Below are 16,195 nucleotides of genomic sequence, written 5' to 3'. Positions count from 1 at the left end.
CCGCTGGAACAAGGCCCACAACTCATCCGGTACCAGCCGCTCAACGATCCCCACGCCCGCAGACTACCGAACCAGCCAATTGAGATGACTTCTTAAAGTAGAGGACCGCCTGACCATGAGCGGCAAGCTGCTCAATAACCTCGGCCAGATGCACTGTCGGCCACACCCGATCCAGGTTCTCCAGCGAGAGACTCAGCGCGGCGACTCGGGGTGGGACTACGACGTCACGGGCACCGAGCTCACTCAGTGCATCGCGAAGTGCCACTCCCTCGCAGTGGTCAAGAGCCTCATCTCGCTGCCGAAAGGCCGCATAGGCTCGCTGCAGTCCCGGCACGGCGCGCTGAATGTGCAGTTCTCCCAAGGCTTCGGCGGCCCATTGGCGAACGGTGGAGTTTTCGCTGACCAGCAGGTCGATCAGCACGTCCCCCGGCCTTGGATCCTGCAGCGCGGTGAAGACCTCAATGGCACACAGCTGCCCAAAAATACCCAGGTCAGGGACTGCGGTGATCAGCTGGTCCAGCACGTCTGACCCGATAGCGGTCAGCGCATGCTGCGCGTCCTCGGCCACTTCGCTCGAATCCGCATCAAGCTCGCCAACCAGCTGAGCAATCCTGCCATCCATGATCAGAGTGTGGCTCGTCGGCACTCGTCACAGCCACTCGATAGTTCACGCTTCCCGTACCCACGCCTGCCGGCGAAGGCAGGCGGACAGTGTCCGAGCCTGATAGACGAGATCAGTAGCGCCCATAGCTATGCAAAGCGCTCACCCTTGACGCCTCCGACACCACCGGTGATGTCGAATACAGCACAGTTGAGTTGACGCTCCCCGCCAGTCGGCGCATCGCAGTGGACCGCGAGGCAGCGGCAGGCCTACGCCAACGACCCGGACGAGCCGCGAGCACTGGTGACGGTGACCGCCCGCGGCAACCGGGCCAAGGCCGACAGGGACGTTGCTGAGTGGCTGCCCCCGGCCGCAGCCGCGCGGTGCCGGTACGTAGTGGACTGGGTGACGGTGAAAACGCGTTGGCACCTGGCGGTCGACGACATCGAACGCGACGCCCTGGTGCGTGAAGCCGCAGCGTGCCCGGACGTTCCGATTGTCACCACGCCGGCGGACACCCTCCTGCCGAGCTGACCCATACATCGTGAGGCGCAGGCATTGCCGGGATCCGGCGATGGAATCCTGGGCACCGGCTACCGCGTGCACGCCCAAGGAGGCCGAGCCTGAAGACCCACGGCCATCCGGTTTGCCAGGCTCGTAAGCCGGGAGCACAGATAGATCCCCAGGCCCTGCCCCATGCGGGGCAGGGCCTGGGTTCGCCAGGCAGCGGCACGAGGGCGGACGATCAGTCAGGCGGGCATCGCGGACAGGTGCTGGCCGTCGAAGTACATGGCGTTGCTATTGGCGCCGTCCAGACTGCCCTTGGTGTCGGACACGCCGGCATGGACTTCGCCGACGGACGGCCTGGACGTATAGACCGGGCACTGTTGCACCACGTTGGGCACCATGTGCAGGGTGCATTCCCGCACGTAGCTGAGGGTGATGTCATCCCGGCTCCCGTCCTCCGGGTTCCGGCCGAGCCAGTAGTAGAAAGTAAGAGTCTGCGCTGTGGGGGACTTCGCCTGGATCTTCCAGGCGATGCTGTTGCCGGTGTCATCAGCGATACAGGGAAGCACCAGGTAGCCGTCGACGTTGTCGGCGACATACGAGTCGCGGCACTTCCAGTCCAGGCCGAGGGCGGGCTCGGATGGCGGCTTGGCCGTTGCCGACGACTTTGAGGACTGGGTCGGCGTCGTGGAGGAACCGCGGGTGCCCGATGTTTTGGCGGGTGACTTGGCCGAGGGCGAACCGGAGGGCCGACCGGGTATGGAGGCACTCGGGGAGGGAGATGGTGTTTTGGCCGCGACGGAGGCCTTGGACGCGCCTTCCGAAGGGGTTCCTGTCGCCTCGTCCATGTGCTGGGACCACCACCATCCGCCCGTGGCCACGAGGACGAGGGCGGTGGCCCCGGCGGTGACCAGCGGGGCCACTCGACGGCCGCGGCGTTGGACCGTGCGGTCCGCGGTTCGTCGTGCGGCGCGGGAGCCGGGCTGGGTTGGGGCGTTCGCGACGGCCACTTCGGCGGGAGAGGCGACTGCAGGGTCGGCGTCTGGCTGGGCGGGGCTGTCGGGCTCCGTGGGGTGCGCGATCGCTTTGTCCCCGGCTGCATCGTCCTGGCCTGCGTCGGCCTGGCGCAGGCCGACCGTGTCTTCGGCCTCGCGCAGGGCGGTCATGGCGGCGACAGCCGGCGGCAGCCACGCCGCCGTACCCAGGACGGTGACCAGGTCGTCGACCGGCTCGACCAGCTGGTGCAGCAGTTCGCCCAGGCGGGGCCTGAGGGCCGGGTCCTTGGCGAGGCATGGCTCGATGATGGCGCGTAGTTCGGGCGGCAGGCCGTCCATATCGGGCTGTTCGTGCACCACGCGGTAGTTGAGGACGGAGCCGGAGGCGGCCTCGCCGAACGGGTACCGGCCCGTGGCGGTCCTGGTGAGGAGGACGCCCAGGGAGAAAACGTCCGAGGCCGTACCGACGGCTTGGCCCTTGATCTGTTCGGGCGAGCTGAAACCGGCGGTACCCAGGTAGCTTCCGTGCTCGGTCAGGCGGGTGGCGTCCACGACGGCGGATATGCCGAAGTCGATCACGCGGGGGCCGTTCGACGTCAGGATGACGTTCGACGGCTTGAGGTCACGGTGGACGACCCCCGCCTCGTGGATGGCGCTCAAAGCCTCCACCAGTCCCGCGCCCAGGGCTCGTACCGAGTCGGTGGGCCAGGGGCCGTGCCGGAGAGCTTTGTCCAGGGGCACTCCCTGGACATGGGCCGTCGCCAGCCACGGCGGGTCGGCCTCGGCGTCGGCGCCGACCACGGGGGCGGTGTAGGCGCTGTTCACCTGGCGGGCGGCCTGGGCTTCACGGGCGAAGCGGCGGCGGAACTCGTCGTCCTCCGCGATGTCTGGCCGAATCACCTTCACGGCGACCTTCATGCCTCCAGGGCTTCGGCCCAGGAAGACCTGGCCCATACCGCCCTGACCGAGCCTGGCAACGATCCGGTACGGACCGATCCACTGCGGCTGCGGCGCGTTCCACTCCACGGGTTCCCTCGTTGATCGTCCTGCGGCCGGATTCATCCACACCGCGCGTGCTGATGGTGCATCGGAAACGGCAGTTTGCCAGATGAAACCTGGATGCCCATGACAATCACGCAACGGTTCCACACTCGAGGGTTTGCCCTATGCCCGCCCGCTGACTTTGACTTCGTGATGTCACTGCGAGCTGACGCGTCGTAATGCTTGAGGTGGGCGCAGGGGAACTACCGAGCGATGTACGTTCCGGTGTTCTTTGCCACGGGTCCGTCATGCGGGTGAGACATCGCCTTGTGCACCCCGATGTCCCATGCACTCGTCAGGGTGAATCCGGTCCGCTGCCGCAGGACGCCGGTTCGTCTCACTCACGGCGCAGTCGCAGGGCCAGTGATCATGTGGAGCCGCGCCTGGGTCGCGGACAGCCCGCAAGCGAGTGTGCCTGATGCCGCGACCGCATCGTTACGATCAGCGCCGCTGAGGCCGATGCACCGATGCTTGCCGTCTTGCATAGATCTGACCTGCTGTTATGCCGTCATGCAGGCGGTGTGGAGGCCCGGCTGTTCCGTACAACGACGGGGAGAGACACGCACATGACCCAGGAGCCGGGTGGCCAGGACCGGGAAAGCGCGGGGGTGCAACTGTCGCGGCTGCTGCGCCGTTGGTGGGAGGAAGCCGGCAGCCCGACCGGCGGCACCAGGCCGACGCAGCAGGCGCTGGCCGCGAGGCTGGGAGTCGACCAGACGACGCTGTCGCGGTACCTGAACCCGAAGCACCTGTCGACCGCTCCCTTGAGGGTGGTCGAGGCGCTGCACGCCCAGTTGCGTGCCCCGGCAGTGGAACTCGAACGGGCTCGCAGTCTGTGCCAGGCCGCTCTGCGGGAGAACGCCCGCCCGCGGGTCGCCGACAACGGCGAGGCACACACCACGCCCTCTGACGGCACGGGCGGATCCGCGGCACCTTCCGAGCCCGATCTCGCCGCAGGAAAGCACGGGGCCGCCACCGCCCACGCCCCCGTCGGCGCGCATGGCTCGCCGGGCCAGGGATCGGGGGGCCTGCGTCGTCCTCGGTGGCTGCGGCCGGCCCTGGTCACAGCGGCGGTGGTCGTGACGTTCACCGCCGGAGCGGTCTTCCACGAACGGCTGTCCGCCCGGGATGGCGTGGCCACGGCCGGCGGTGCGGCCGGTGCCGCCTCCGCCGGGGAGGCTCGGTACGAGTGGCCCTTGCTGTACATGAGCAAGGCCGACCAGTTCACCCGCGCCCGCGCTCTGCAGAACCTGCTGAACGCACACGGCTACAAGGTCCGGGCCGACGGATTCTTCACGGAAGCCACCAGGGACGCCGTTATGGACTTCCAGAAGCGGGAGGAACTGCCGACCGACGGCAAGGTCGGCAACCTCACCTGGCCGGCGCTGGTGAAGGGGCAGGTCGGTCCCGGATCCGACGCCTTCGCCGTGCGGGCCGTACAGGAACTCCTGAACAACGTGGACCAAGGCGGCACCCCGGTGACGGGGAGGTTCACTGCGGCCACCGCCGAAGACGTGAGCTACTTCCAGCGCACACATGGCCTGCGCGAGACAGGCCGGGTCGACGAGAGCACCTGGCTGGCCCTGCTGGTGAAGCAGGCCCAGCCAGTCGACACACCGGCCTACCAGCGGACCACAAGCCCGCCGTCCTCAGCTTCCGAGTGACAAGCACGGCACACCCGCTCGCAGGCATGACGTCCGCATGACACGCCCCGCATGCATTGGTCCATAGCAGCAGGTCAGAGCCCTTGCATGTGGGGCGCATCGATGCGCCTCGGCAAGCAGCCGGAATCGTGTTCTCCCACCCGGTCATCGCGGCAATGCTGATTCCGCGACCAGCACTCCTGGACGGCCCGCCTCGCCGACGAGACGGGCAGATCCAGGCCTCCGCCGGTCCGCTTCCCGTCAGCACACTGCCCGAAGGGGGCACTCATGTCCGCTGTCAGCAAGATCATCACCTCCGCCGCGTCGGCCGCCATCATCGCCAGTGGACTGGCGGTCGCCGCCGCCGGTCCGGCCGGCGCGGCCACCTGCCCGTCCTCCGCGTCCCCGGTGATCGACGGCGCTTCGGCCAACTGGACCCTGCGCTGCTCCGGCGGCAGCGTCACGGTGGCCGGCTGGCTCCAGGACACCCGCAGGGACGCCAAGTGCGCCGTGGTCCGCATCAACGCCGGCAACGGTGCCTACCGCACGAAGTCCGCGTGCGCCTCCGGGGTCCGCGAGCAGTTCTCCTTCACCTTCACCGGAACGACGACCGCACAGGCTCGCCTGGCCATCGCCTGACCTCGGGCCAGGGGCGGGCCACGCCGCGCCCCGGCCCGCAGGTGCACTCGTACCCGGACCACGGCGCTCACGAGCGCCCACCCCACATCACGAACCCCACACATGCACGGGCCGGAACCATCAAGCCGTACGGGAGAACGAGGAAACCATGAGCAGCAACGGACGCCGCCTGCGCAGCACCCTCATCGCCGCAGCCACAGCAACCACCCTGACCCTGACCGTGGCGCCGGCCCTTTCACCGGCCGCCGCCACACAAGGACCCGTCAAGACGCCATCGGCGGTAACGGCAACCAGCCTGGTCTACGACAAGAACCCCGACAGCCCCACGAACTCGAAGCTCAAGGTCTACCAGGGCACGAAGCTTCTCGCTTCCTACCGGGCCGGATCAGGCCTCGGCAGCAAAAACGACTGTGCAGTCGGCGAGGGCTGGATCCCGAACGGCAACTGGAAGATCAAGCTCAAGGACCCCAAGTACAACGGCCGGTACATCAAGGGCTACGCCGTCTACCTCGAGGACATGGGGTGCTCCAAGAACCCCCACAAAAAGATCCGTACGCAGATGTTCATCCACTCCGAGATGAACCGTGACGGCAGCCAAGGACACAGCGAGCCGCGAAGCTGGCAAGACTCCAAGGACTACAAGTCCGCCGGCTGCGTGAAACTGCATCCGAACCACATCACACACATGTTCAAGCTCCTCAACCGCATCGGCTGGCCAACCCACCTGCGCGTCGTGTCCTGACACGACCAGGCGGCGAACAGAGAGCACGCCCCCCATCGCCGACCGAAACACGCTCCATGCGCGGCCGTGGCAGCCTCCTCGGGCCTGCCACGGCCGCACGGGCACACCCACCACCATCCACCCGGCAGTCGCCGCACGCCCCGAACCGGCGACGTCACCGCGTCCTCTTCGTGCCTGAACCACCGGGGTCACGGCAGGTCGCTCTCTGAGCCTGTGCCGGAGCCCCGCGCGCAGCAGCGCAGGGATAGCCGTCGTGCCGCCTTCCACGCTCTCCTCGTGGCTGTCCGGTCCGGGGAGGGCATGCTCACCTGGCCCGACGTCCGAGGGCTCTCCACCCTGAGAGCGGCCAGCCCACGCCGAACCTGTCACGGGCAGGGTGAGGGCATCGATGAGGACCCATACCTGCAGCAGAGTGCCGTCGGTGGCGGCTCCCGGTGCCTGAGCAATGGCCTGGACGACAACTGCGAGCAGTGTGCGCAGGCGGCCGTCGGTGACCGCCTACGGAAGGCCCCGCAAGGATGCTCGCAGGGAGCTTTCGCTCCAGCGGATATGGGCCAGGCCGACGGCGCGATCGCGGTCGACGGCCAGGAAGAGCCGGTGACCGTAAGGCTGGGCGCATGGGTATCGAACACCCGCGCGAGACGCGGCAAGCTCACCCGGGAACAGCGGGCTGCACTGGCCAACCTCGGAGTCGAGTGGGCATAACGGTCCCCGCCAGCAGCCCTGCTCTCCCCCGGGGACGGCGGAGACCCTGGACAACCGAAGGATCCACGCCGCAGGTCTCCCCAGCTTCATCGGGGGATGATCAAATCGGTCAGTTGCCCCACAGCCGGTACCCGACCACGGTTGAAGACGACCGCAACAAACAGCACTGCTACCGGCAGCAAAGGGACGAGCGCAGCATCGGGCAGTCTTTGGTCTTCCCAGGAGTGCAGTCGCCGGATTCATCATCGCGCCCGTCGCGGGTTCCCGCTTGGTTGCATCTTCGGACTCACCGTGCTGTCCGAGCAACGCCGTCTGCGACGGGCGGGCTGTGGAACGACTCCTGAAACCTGAGCGCCTGTCCCACAACGTCGCGTGGCGCAGCGCGCCCACGCCGACCAGCGCACACCGGCCAGAACGGCGGCAGGCGGGGCACGGCCAGGCCCTCTCGCATACCAGAACTGAACAGCCAGGAATGTTCCCGACGTCCCGCCTCCCGGACCGCACTTGACCACGGGGCGGGTAGCCGAGTGGCTACCGCTCTCTGTCCGGGCTGGCTACCCCCGGTAGGCTGCCGCGGGTGTTTGATCATGCGCCCGAGGAACTGCTCGCTGTTGCCGCAGCCGTACTGCCCGGAGAGGACCTTCGCAGTGCAACTCTCGCACGTGGCGGTTCGCACCACGTGGTACTGCTTCCCGGCGTCGCCGTCGTGCGCATCGCCAAGAACACCACCGCGGCAGCCGCGCTGCCCCGGCGTACCGAACTTCTGCGCCGTCTGACGGAAGCAGACCTGCCGTTCGCGGTACCGGTCCCCTTGTCCGAGGTGGTCCAGGCAGAAGGGCACCGCCGTCGCGCCGTCCTGGCTGGAAGGCGGCGCTTGCCGACGTGGCGAGGGCGGGCAACCAAAGGAACTCGCCCGACTGCTGGACGCGCTACGCAAAGTGGACTGCCATGGCATGGAGGGCCTGCTGGGGATGCCGCACGAATACGCGGGAGGCGAACGGTGGGCCGAGATCATGGAGCAGGACGTGGTACCCCGTCTGCCCCGCGCCTGGCAGGGCGAAGCGCGTCGCCGCGTCCATGCCGCCATGAATCTGCCCGCCGTCACGCCGTCACTCGTCCACGGCGACCTGGCCGGCGCCAACATGCACTGGAGCCAGGACGTCCGTCTCGTCGGTGTGCTGGACTGGGATCTGGCCCAGCCCTTCGACCCAGCCATCGACGCCGCCTGTCTGGCCTGGCACGGCTGGGACAAGGTCGCGGCCGCCGTCGACCGGCACACCCTGCACCGCGCCTGGACCTGGTACCTCACCTTCGGCCTCGAGCAAATCCCGTTCGCCCTGCTCAACGGCGAACCCGATGACGTCGTCACACAGCGCACCGCAGCCGCAGCCGCATGGCTGGACCGCACGACACACCTGACGCCGCCCCTGACCTGACCAGTTGCTCGCAGGTACCCAGCGTCATTCATCCCACAGCCGTTTCAACCGGCCCCGACCAGCGCAGACACAAACACCCCGTGGCAGTCAACGGTCCCCGCAACGCAGCCATACCCAGCCACGCTCCCAGAACCGTCGGCCGGGAGGACCACGTGGCAAGACCCGGCTGCGGCCGCTGACAAGCGGCGTGTGTGGGATGCGGCAGCGGGCCTTCAAGTCGTGAATGCCACTACCGCTTCCAGCGAATGCGCAAGCCAGTGAGGCCGACAGGGTTATCAGGTCTCCTGCGGCTGACGAACCACCCGGCCCGGGCGCTGAGCGTGAGAACCATGAGTAGTGCCAGGCCAGCGAGCCGGGCGGCAACCGCATAGCTGTCTGGTCTGGCCAGGGTCCAGCCGAGGAACGGCAGAGCCACCGCGGCCGCGGCGACTACGGAGACGCTTAACAGGAACGCCCTGCTGCGGTGGGCCGCCCGGGGTGGGGGGCCATCCGACATCCAGCGTGACGAGGGCGACAGGCAACGTGATCAAAAGGATCAGGCGGCCGCCGAGCCCAGGCTGGCCAAAAGGACCGGCGGAGCCGAGCACCAGTGCGGGCCGCGCGACTCCGATCGTGTCGCGCACCGAGAACCAGCCGGCCAATGCGGCAGCCACCCACTCGGTGGAGGTGTGCTGCCCGAGACCGGTCAGCGGCACAACGGGATGGCCCGGACCGGTACGGGCGAAGCCGCGCCGCTCCCAGCGGCCGGAGACCTCGCGGACGACCAGTCCGTCTTGCAGATCGGCCACGAGCACGGCATGGTGGCCCCTGGCCGAGCTACTCCAAAGCCCGATGCGGTCCTGACCGCAGAATGCAATTACAGGCCGGCGAGTTCGGCCAGCATGGGTTGCAGTCGCGCCGCCAGCGTGTGGTCGGTGCGTTCCAGTTCGCGTGTCAGTGCGGTCAGCACGGCGGCCAGGGCCCGGCGCATTTCCTTGTCGTCCAGCCACCGGATCAGCGTCCGGTGGAGATCGGCGGTGAGTTCCTGCGGGTGCCGGCATCCTCAAGGGTGAACGACCACAGATCCGCCGCCGGCACGTCCCTCAGCGGCGTGGGATCGTCCTGCCACGCCTCAATCGGGGTCCTGCCCCGCAACAGTGCAGGGCGATGCACGGTGTTCCACCACAACGTCCAATCCAGCAGCCGGGCAGTGAAGTCCTCGAAGCTGATCAGCACTTCGCCCTTCGGACGGGCAGCCCGCCTGCCGAGTCTCGGCTGACGGGCACAGCCAGGCAGCCCGGCGTCGGCCGGCCGACACCATCGACAGCGCCTGGGCCCGCGAGCGCTACCCGGGCCGGCTGATCGCGACTGGCGGCTACGCACGAGAGGAGGCACTGCGCGCCGTGGAGAACGGCACCGTCGACGCCGTCGGCTTGGGGCGTGATTTCATCGCCAACCCCGACCTGCCCGAGCGCCTGGCCCGCGACGCGGAGCTGCGCGAGACGCTGCGGCCCACCTTCTTCGGCGGTGACGACCGCGGCTACCTCGACTACCCCTCCCTCGATGCCGAGCGCCTCCTCGCCGAACTGCGCGAGGGACGCCTCGAGCCGGTGCGCGGCCTGGAGCTGAACTTTGATACGCCGCTTGACGCATGGCACCTGGCCTGGGCTCAGCAGCAGCACGGCGCCACCCGGGACCCGGGCGCGCCCCGTCCTGGTCCCGGGTGCCGACACCGGGTGCCTCAGCCCGACGACGCCTGGCTCAGCTTCTTGAGCTGGGCGTCGATGAGCTGCCGGGGCACCTCGGTGGGTTCGTCGTTCACGCCGAAGAGGTTCGAGGCGAACGTCGTGACGGTCGTTCCGCTCCGGACCACCACGTAGGAGAAGACGACGGAGTGCGCGGGGCCCGCGTCGTCCGCGGGCAGGCCCAGCGTGATGCGGTACGAGAGCGCGTCGTCCCCCAGCGAGGGATCCGGCAGCTTGCGGATGTGCGAGTACGTCCAGCCGGTGGTCGAGGACCCGGGCGGCGTGAACTTTGTGCAGGTGTCCAGCGCACCGCGCAGGTCCGTCACCACCTTGACCGAGTCCTGCTGCCGGTAGGAGTTGAGCGCCACCGTCGTCGACGACATGTCGGCCTCATCGGACGTGCGACCGACCGTCTTCGCGACCTGCCACACGGGCTGGTACCTGCCGACGAAGCCGGTCATGTCGTTGAGGGGCTTACACCGCGCGGGCGCAGGAGGGACCTGACTCACCACAGGCTGCCCGGCCCCCGCGTCGCCCACCATGGGCCCGACGCTGAATCCGTCGACGTCCCCCGACGCCAGCGCGGCCCGCTCCAGTTCCTGATGACCCAGGACTTTCGTGGGTGCTGCAGCCTGCCTCTCGGGGTGCGAGGCCCTCGCACCGTTCCCGTCCTCGTGCCCGCAGCCGACAACGGCCACGGTCAGCACACACACCGTCGCGACTGTCCGCGACACTCCTGTACCCACGTTCCCCACCCGGTTCCGAAGTCCCACCGGTACGGGAGCGGCAGTCGCGCCGCACCGGCGATGAACAGCGCATCCTCCCACGCGGGTAGCACCAACAAGATCCACACCCGGAAGTAGAAAGACCGGGCGGCCGTCCGGCAGTGGACGGGGTGATCCAGCCCGCGCCGCCGAACGCGGGCACCGGCGGCGACAGCGGCGCCAGTGGTGGTGCCAGTGCCCCCCTCACAGAGGGCCAGTCTGGCGGCAACGGATACCTCGTCATCTGGTGATAGAGCACGGCGAGGCCCGGCGTACCTTGAAGTGCGCCGGGCCCGTCCGGTCAGGTCGGCGGCCACCGCGACGGCGGGCCCGAAGCTGCCGATGTCGGTGCGCAGCGGGGCTCCAGTGGCGCGTTCGGTCTCTATCCAGCCAGTGATGTCCAGGAGCAGGCCGTCCAGCGGGCCGCCGCACAGTTCCCGGTAGCCGTGCCCGGGCACGGCCCCCGGGCGCAGTGTCGGCAACGGTGCCTTCACTGAACTACCGGTGCTTCGCTCCGCTCTGCCGTACCAACCGGACTTGGCGAAGGAACCTGAAAAGACTCCGCTGGCGTGTAAAGAGAATCCGGGGCCTGTCTCTCTTCAGTCGCTCGAGTTGCTGTTCGGTACGCACGAGCCAACGCTTGTACCACTGAGCGAAATCGAGTCCGGTCGGCACAATCCCGCCGTCCGCCGGCCGCGCGTCCTCCCAGACAGCGCCTGCGTGCGGGCCCGTCATCACGAGCAGTGAGGAGTAGCCGCAGCCTTGCTCGCTCAGGAAGACGACGCCTGCTTCTTGCGCGTCGTACAGCTCCTCGTAGCGCGCGTCCCACGCAGTGAACGCCTGGCGGAAGGCCTCGTCGGTCTCATACGCCTCCGGCTTGGGCTCTTGCGCATCCAGGGCGTCGAGTTCCTTTTGCAGGGCTTCCGCCACGAAAGGGCGGCCGGCAAGCTCGGCTGTGGTCCGCTGCCCCCGGTGGGCGAATCCGACGTCGCGCCACTGCCATCCGCTGTCGCCCAGGACGGGCGTCATCAGGCCGTAGTCGGGGCCGGCGCCTCCGGCTCCGACCTGGAGCAGGAAGCTGCGGTAGTGCGTGGGCAGGTCGACGCCGAGGGCCGCCTCCAGCGACCGGAGCTGTTCCTCCTCCATGACCGGGCCAAGCCGAAAGCCGTGCCTGCGGGCACCGAAGACCGACTCGCTGCCTGCGAGCCCACCAAGTCGCTGTACCCGGTCTCGTACCCCTGCCCACGTTTCCTCGCTCATGGCAACACGCTATGGCGCCCTCGCGTCACACCACCATGGATTTCCCGCGGCCCCGGTCTGCTCCGGCCCGCACGCGGCTCGGGGGCTTGAGCCTCACTTCGTTCGGCCAACCCTTAGGGTCGCGGCCAGCTCGAAGGAGCGGGTGCGGAGGGATGCTTGCCTGACTGGTTCAGAACTCGCGGTCGATACCCGTGACCGCTGCCGGCCCCAGGGGCGCGTCCTGCTCAGTGAAACCGCTGTCGCGCAGGGCGGTGGTGACCAGGCGTACGGCTTCCGCTTCGGCTTCGGCGTGGCCAGAGGCCTCCACTTCGAGATGTACGGAGAATGCGTTGCCGTCGTCTTGGAGCGTGAGGAGGCTCAGTTCCTCGCTTTCGCCGAGGTCGGTGTTCTTCGGGTCCCGTGGCCGTAGCTTCTGTTCGAATTCGGAGCGCTGGGTGTCGTTGATGCCTTGCACGAAGGTGCCAGGCACGGTGATGACGTAGGTGGTCACAGGGTCTCCCGGGGGTCGGTGTCCGGGCCGGGTGCCGGGACTCTTTGGGGGTGCCCCGGATTGGGGTTTCGAATCTTGGGTTGCCCCAGTGGGGAGAGGTGGCGGCTCCTGAGTACTGAGTGCTGCGGGGACAGACCAGTGAGCACCCCACGATGCGTACCGGTCAACGCCGAAAGCCTCGTCTCTGATCTCGACCCTCCTCCGGCTGCTACCGGGTCCTGCTCAAGCTCCGCAGCCTCAGCGAACCTGGCGGCCGCATCGGGGGTCTGCTGCACGATCGCGCCGACTGCTTTGTGTCGGTCGGGACTGCCGGCGCAGGTCTGGATGCTGGAGTACGTGCTCCACCTCAGCCCGGCAGAGGCTGACGAGCGGCCGTCGGCGCGCCGTACGCAGGCCGACGAGTGGGCCGTGAACCTTCGGGCCGCCCGGCAGTACCACGCCCGCCAGGAGGCCTGCAGGTGCCGCCGGAGCCGACCCCGACGAGACCGACAGGAGGCTCGGCAATTACCTCCGGGCCAAGAAGCATCAGCTCGGTCTGCCCAGAGGTGTCGTATTCCTCTACGAGCAACCAACCCGCGAACTCCTCTATATCTATCACGACGGGTACACCGGGCCGCTTGATGCTGCGCTGACGGCCAGCCTGCCGTCCCTTCGGCCCCCCACAGAGCTTCATCGCTCGCTCCACCCGAACGCCAAGCGGCCGCAGGACGGCGCGAGGAACACAGCACGGCACAAGCAGAAGCGGAAGCGGTAGTCACGGCCCTCGCCGGACGCCGCCTTGGGCAATAGGAACAGCCACCCCCACGACAGCCGAATCGCCCCCACACTCACCACTCAACAGCAGCCACCTGGTCACCCCATGACAGCAGGATCAAACAGCCTCTACACCCGCGACCACGCCCAACGACCCCAGCCCTGCTGACACCCACACAATGCCACCGGCACGCCCATTCACAACGGACTGCAACAAGTGGGCGCGGTGGTTGAGCGGCGAATACGTCGACCACAAGGGCTGGCCTGTGCCGACCGACCTGTACACCGTCGTCCGGGGCGGCGCGGTCCAGCACGCGGCCAAGGGCTGGCCTCAGGGGCGCGGCTCGGCCCAGTAGTCGCCCAGCATCTCCCCGGGCCACGACGGCTCGTCCACGGGGCCCTGAGGGCCCATCTTCCGGAAGTACGGGGCGAGGTCCAGGACGGGCGTGCCCACGACCGCGTCGAGGTCAGTTACGTGGAGGTCGAGACCGTCCACCTGCAGCAGCCGCGGGAAGCTCGTGGCGATCTGGTTCGGCCGACGGTGGTTGCGGTGCACAAACGTGCCCGTGACGGGCCAGGCCGGGTTGTTGCGGGGGCTACGCGCGTGCAGCGCCACGTCGTCCGGGGACGCCAGATGGAACTCCCATGTGACGACCAGGTGCGAGAACTCGTCGAGGCCCTGGACCGTCTCCACGGGGAAGCGGTCGTCGAGGCGGATGACGGACTTCACCCCGCCCCAGTAGTCGTCCGCGACCTCGGTCCGTCCGCTCACCACGCGGCCGATGGGCTCCAGCTGCAACACGTCGTCTCCCTCTCAGTGGTCAGGCCACGTCCGACAGGAACGCGGCCGCGCGAGCGTCGGTCTCCCGTACCGCCCGCACCCCGCGCTGCCGGTACGGCGACAGCGCGGAACGCATCTGGACCGCGGTCTGCCGGGTCCGTCCGGAGTGCACCCCGTCCATGGCGTCCAGGGCCCGGTCCCACGTCGCGCACGCCTCCTCAATGAGCCCCTGGCGGGCCAGCACGGCCCCGTAGTACCCGAGGGTCACGGCGTGGGTCCGCTTGAACGGGGTCGCCTGCCGGGTGCGGACGCTGCGCCGGAACTGCGACAGGGCCCCGCGGAGGTCCCCGCTGTCCCGGAGCGTGCACGCGGTCTCGTGGGCGAGGGACGCCTCCTTGAAGAAGAACACCCGGCCCGGCTCGGCGTCGCCGTCGGACGCGCCGCGGAGGTCGTCCTCGGCGCGCAGCAGCGCCGCCGCGGCGCGCGCCGTCGCGCCGGTCGCCGCGAGCGCTCGGGCGTGGACCACGCCCAGCAGCGACCGTTCCCGGCGCGTAGCCAGGGCGTAACGGCGCCCGTCGATGGACGCGGCCGCCAGGTCGAGAGCGTGCTGCGTGTGCCCGAGGTCGACGGCCTGGTGCGCCATGGCGCGCAGCACGTGCGCGGCCATCGGCGGGTCGTCGGCCTCAGCCGCCAGCTTCACCGACCCGGTGAAGTACCGCTGCGCTGTGGCGTGCTCGCTGTTGTCGAACGCCATCCACCCGGCGAGGTAGGCCAGCTCTGCGGCGGCCGAGAACATGTCACGCCGTACCGCCTCGTCCGCGAACCGGCCGCGCAGCAGCGCCACCACGTCGGAGGTGAAGTACTGGACGACGGCCGTACGGGCGTGCCCGCCGCCGTGCTTCTGGTCGATCCGGGAGAACATGCTCGTCATGTCGCGGACAGCCTCGAGGTCGCCCCGTCCCACGGCACGTGACCCGGGCATACGGCGGTCGGCGCCGCGGTCCGCCATCTGCAACCACCAGGAGGTAGCGGGTAAAGCGAGGGAGGCCACCGAGTAGGCAGCGGACCCGAGGGCGCTGCGGCGGTCCAAGTCCACGTCCAGTCTCCCGAGGTCGGTCAGCGCCGACAGCGTATCCGTGCCCCAGTCGGGGCCCGTTCGTTGGGGAGAGGGAGCAGCACCGAACCCGACCTCATGTGCGGTGACTGTGCGGCCGAGCTTCCGGGACAGCGCCTCACAAAGGAAGTCCAGACCCCGGCCGGACGGGGCATGACCGGCAACCCACTTCGACACGTGGGAGCGACCGACGTTGGAGAACTGCGCTGCCCCGTTCTCCTTGGCAACCCGCACGAACGCGCCGGCGACGTCGACGTGCTTCCACCCGGCCTCGCTGATCACCGCTGCCAGTCTGTCGTTCCGGTGCCGTGCGTCCGCCATGACGCATCCCCTGTCGTAAACGATCTTTCACCGCTTTCACCGCATCCGGCGTCCGTACACCGTACCGACGGGGCGTCACATGCGGTTCGCTCAACGTAGCGTCCTCGGCCGCAGGTTGCCCTGGAAATGGCGTCCTGACCAGCCGTGTGCGCACGAATCAGCCCTACTCGACCTTGGGACAGCGATGACCGTGACACGAAGGCGTGAGACCGCCATCAGCCTCCCAACGCCACCGGACCTGTCGGACGTGATCCGCCTCTTGACGGCGCTCCCCGAGTCCGCCGGCCTGCAACTTCCCTGCGGCACGTGGTGGGACATCGTCGTCACCCGGGGCGCGAGTACCGGGCAGGACCTGATCTGGTGGATGCGCCGGAACCAGCCCGGCGGGTGCGGCGCCGTCGTCACCGACGACGACCTCCTCCTCTGGCTCGTCCCCGCGACCGATTCGCGCGGCTGGCTGCACCCCGGGGGCGTGTGGGTCTCGCACCCCGTCGAGATCGCGCTCCCCTCGCTGCGCCGTATCGCCGGGCCCGGCCCGTACTGGGCAACCTCGCTGGCGTTCGGCCACCTCACCGACCCGCGGTTCCTCCGCGCTGGCCTCGACCACTTCGGCATGACCGACCCACCGGACACCGGCAAGGCCATTCCCGAGCTGCCGCCGGGCGACTGACCCCCTGAT

15 protein-coding genes and 1 pseudogene are annotated in these 16,195 nt (G+C 68.7%); 8 read left to right on the top strand and 8 right to left on the bottom strand.

The annotated features are described in order from the left end of the window. Positions 1-40 precede the first annotated feature (40 nt). Positions 41-622 carry a HEAT repeat domain-containing protein gene (locus tag ACZ7MY_RS41155; protein ID WP_499611055.1) on the bottom strand — a complete coding sequence of 194 codons (582 nt, stop codon included), beginning with the start codon at positions 620-622 and terminating at the stop codon, positions 41-43. A gap of 282 nt (positions 623-904) precedes the next feature. Between ACZ7MY_RS41155 and ACZ7MY_RS41150 the strand changes: the two genes are divergently transcribed. Further along, positions 905-1,135, top strand: a complete 231-nt coding sequence (locus ACZ7MY_RS41150; RefSeq protein WP_499611052.1) for a hypothetical protein — start codon at positions 905-907, stop codon at positions 1,133-1,135. Positions 1,136-1,350: 215 nt separating this feature from the next. Here the strand turns inward: ACZ7MY_RS41150 and ACZ7MY_RS41145 are convergent, their stop codons facing one another. Then, the gene (locus ACZ7MY_RS41145) at positions 1,351-3,252 is read right to left on the bottom strand and encodes a serine/threonine-protein kinase (RefSeq protein ID WP_499611050.1); all 1,902 of its coding nucleotides are present in this window, start codon (positions 3,250-3,252) and stop codon (positions 1,351-1,353) included. A 458-nt stretch (positions 3,253-3,710) separates the two neighbouring features. Here ACZ7MY_RS41145 and ACZ7MY_RS41140 point away from each other — a divergent pair, with 458 nt between their 5' ends. The 5 genes from ACZ7MY_RS41140 (at position 3,711) to ACZ7MY_RS41120 (ending at position 8,309) form a co-directional block, all read left to right on the top strand. Continuing rightward, on the top strand, positions 3,711-4,808 hold the full coding sequence (locus tag ACZ7MY_RS41140) for a peptidoglycan-binding protein (protein ID WP_499611047.1): 1,098 nt from the start codon (positions 3,711-3,713) through the stop codon (positions 4,806-4,808). 267 nt (positions 4,809-5,075) lie between these two features. Beyond that, a complete protein-coding gene (locus ACZ7MY_RS41135) occupies positions 5,076-5,426 on the top strand; it encodes a hypothetical protein (protein ID WP_499611044.1) in 351 nt (116 codons plus the stop codon). Positions 5,427-5,574: 148 nt separating this feature from the next. After that, on the top strand, positions 5,575-6,168 hold the full coding sequence (locus tag ACZ7MY_RS41130; protein ID WP_499611041.1) for a L,D-transpeptidase family protein: 594 nt from the start codon (positions 5,575-5,577) through the stop codon (positions 6,166-6,168). Positions 6,169-6,468: 300 nt separating this feature from the next. Beyond that, entirely contained in the window at positions 6,469-6,873 is a 405-nt protein-coding gene (locus tag ACZ7MY_RS41125; RefSeq protein WP_499611038.1) for a helicase associated domain-containing protein, read from the top strand. Positions 6,874-7,733: 860 nt separating this feature from the next. After that, on the top strand, positions 7,734-8,309 hold the full coding sequence (locus ACZ7MY_RS41120; RefSeq protein ID WP_499611060.1) for a phosphotransferase family protein: 576 nt from the start codon (positions 7,734-7,736) through the stop codon (positions 8,307-8,309). A 993-nt stretch (positions 8,310-9,302) separates the two neighbouring features. Here the strand turns inward: ACZ7MY_RS41120 and ACZ7MY_RS41115 are convergent. After that, on the bottom strand, positions 9,303-9,524 hold the full coding sequence (locus ACZ7MY_RS41115; RefSeq protein ID WP_499611036.1) for a hypothetical protein: 222 nt from the start codon (positions 9,522-9,524) through the stop codon (positions 9,303-9,305). Positions 9,525-9,607: 83 nt separating this feature from the next. Between ACZ7MY_RS41115 and ACZ7MY_RS41110 the strand changes: the two are divergent. Further along, positions 9,608-9,718: pseudogene (locus ACZ7MY_RS41110) on the top strand (hypothetical protein); the annotation flags it as partial. A 311-nt stretch (positions 9,719-10,029) separates the two neighbouring features. On the opposite strand, the gene ACZ7MY_RS41105 reads toward ACZ7MY_RS41110, so the two are convergent. The 5 genes from ACZ7MY_RS41105 to ACZ7MY_RS41085 form a co-directional block, all read right to left on the bottom strand. Next, on the bottom strand, positions 10,030-10,494 hold the full coding sequence (locus ACZ7MY_RS41105) for a hypothetical protein (RefSeq protein WP_499611033.1): 465 nt from the start codon (positions 10,492-10,494) through the stop codon (positions 10,030-10,032). Between the two features lie 801 nt (positions 10,495-11,295). After that, entirely contained in the window at positions 11,296-12,057 is a 762-nt protein-coding gene (locus ACZ7MY_RS41100; protein WP_499611030.1) for an SMI1/KNR4 family protein, read from the bottom strand. 169 nt (positions 12,058-12,226) lie between these two features. Then, on the bottom strand, positions 12,227-12,547 hold the full coding sequence (locus ACZ7MY_RS41095) for a hypothetical protein (RefSeq protein WP_499611028.1): 321 nt from the start codon (positions 12,545-12,547) through the stop codon (positions 12,227-12,229). A gap of 1,084 nt (positions 12,548-13,631) precedes the next feature. Then, positions 13,632-14,102, bottom strand: coding sequence for an SAM-dependent methyltransferase (locus tag ACZ7MY_RS41090; protein ID WP_499611026.1), 471 nt, complete (start codon positions 14,100-14,102; stop codon positions 13,632-13,634). A gap of 19 nt (positions 14,103-14,121) precedes the next feature. Further along, the gene (locus ACZ7MY_RS41085; protein WP_499611024.1) at positions 14,122-15,516 is read right to left on the bottom strand and encodes an NsdA family TPR-like regulatory protein; all 1,395 of its coding nucleotides are present in this window, start codon (positions 15,514-15,516) and stop codon (positions 14,122-14,124) included. A gap of 247 nt (positions 15,517-15,763) precedes the next feature. On the opposite strand from ACZ7MY_RS41085, the gene ACZ7MY_RS41080 reads away from it, so the two are divergent. Further along, positions 15,764-16,186, top strand: a complete 423-nt coding sequence (locus tag ACZ7MY_RS41080) for a hypothetical protein (protein ID WP_499611021.1) — start codon at positions 15,764-15,766, stop codon at positions 16,184-16,186. The last annotated feature ends 9 nt before the right edge of the window (positions 16,187-16,195 follow it).

The organism is Streptomyces sp. NPDC111520 (assembly GCF_055635295.1).
This window is presented reverse-complemented; position numbering and strand designations above follow the sequence as displayed.

Coding starts and splice junctions, on each gene's coding strand:
- ACZ7MY_RS41155 (WP_499611055.1), bottom strand. CDS start 622: ATGGATGGCAGGATTGCTCAGCTGGTTGGCGAGCTTGATGCGGATTCG.
- ACZ7MY_RS41140 (WP_499611047.1), top strand. CDS start 3,711: ATGACCCAGGAGCCGGGTGGCCAGGACCGGGAAAGCGCGGGGGTGCAA.
- ACZ7MY_RS41135 (WP_499611044.1), top strand. CDS start 5,076: ATGTCCGCTGTCAGCAAGATCATCACCTCCGCCGCGTCGGCCGCCATC.
- ACZ7MY_RS41130 (WP_499611041.1), top strand. CDS start 5,575: ATGAGCAGCAACGGACGCCGCCTGCGCAGCACCCTCATCGCCGCAGCC.
- ACZ7MY_RS41125 (WP_499611038.1), top strand. CDS start 6,469: ATGCTCACCTGGCCCGACGTCCGAGGGCTCTCCACCCTGAGAGCGGCC.
- ACZ7MY_RS41105 (WP_499611033.1), bottom strand. CDS start 10,494: ATGACCGGCTTCGTCGGCAGGTACCAGCCCGTGTGGCAGGTCGCGAAG.
- ACZ7MY_RS41100 (WP_499611030.1), bottom strand. CDS start 12,057: ATGAGCGAGGAAACGTGGGCAGGGGTACGAGACCGGGTACAGCGACTT.
- ACZ7MY_RS41085 (WP_499611024.1), bottom strand. CDS start 15,516: ATGGCGGACGCACGGCACCGGAACGACAGACTGGCAGCGGTGATCAGC.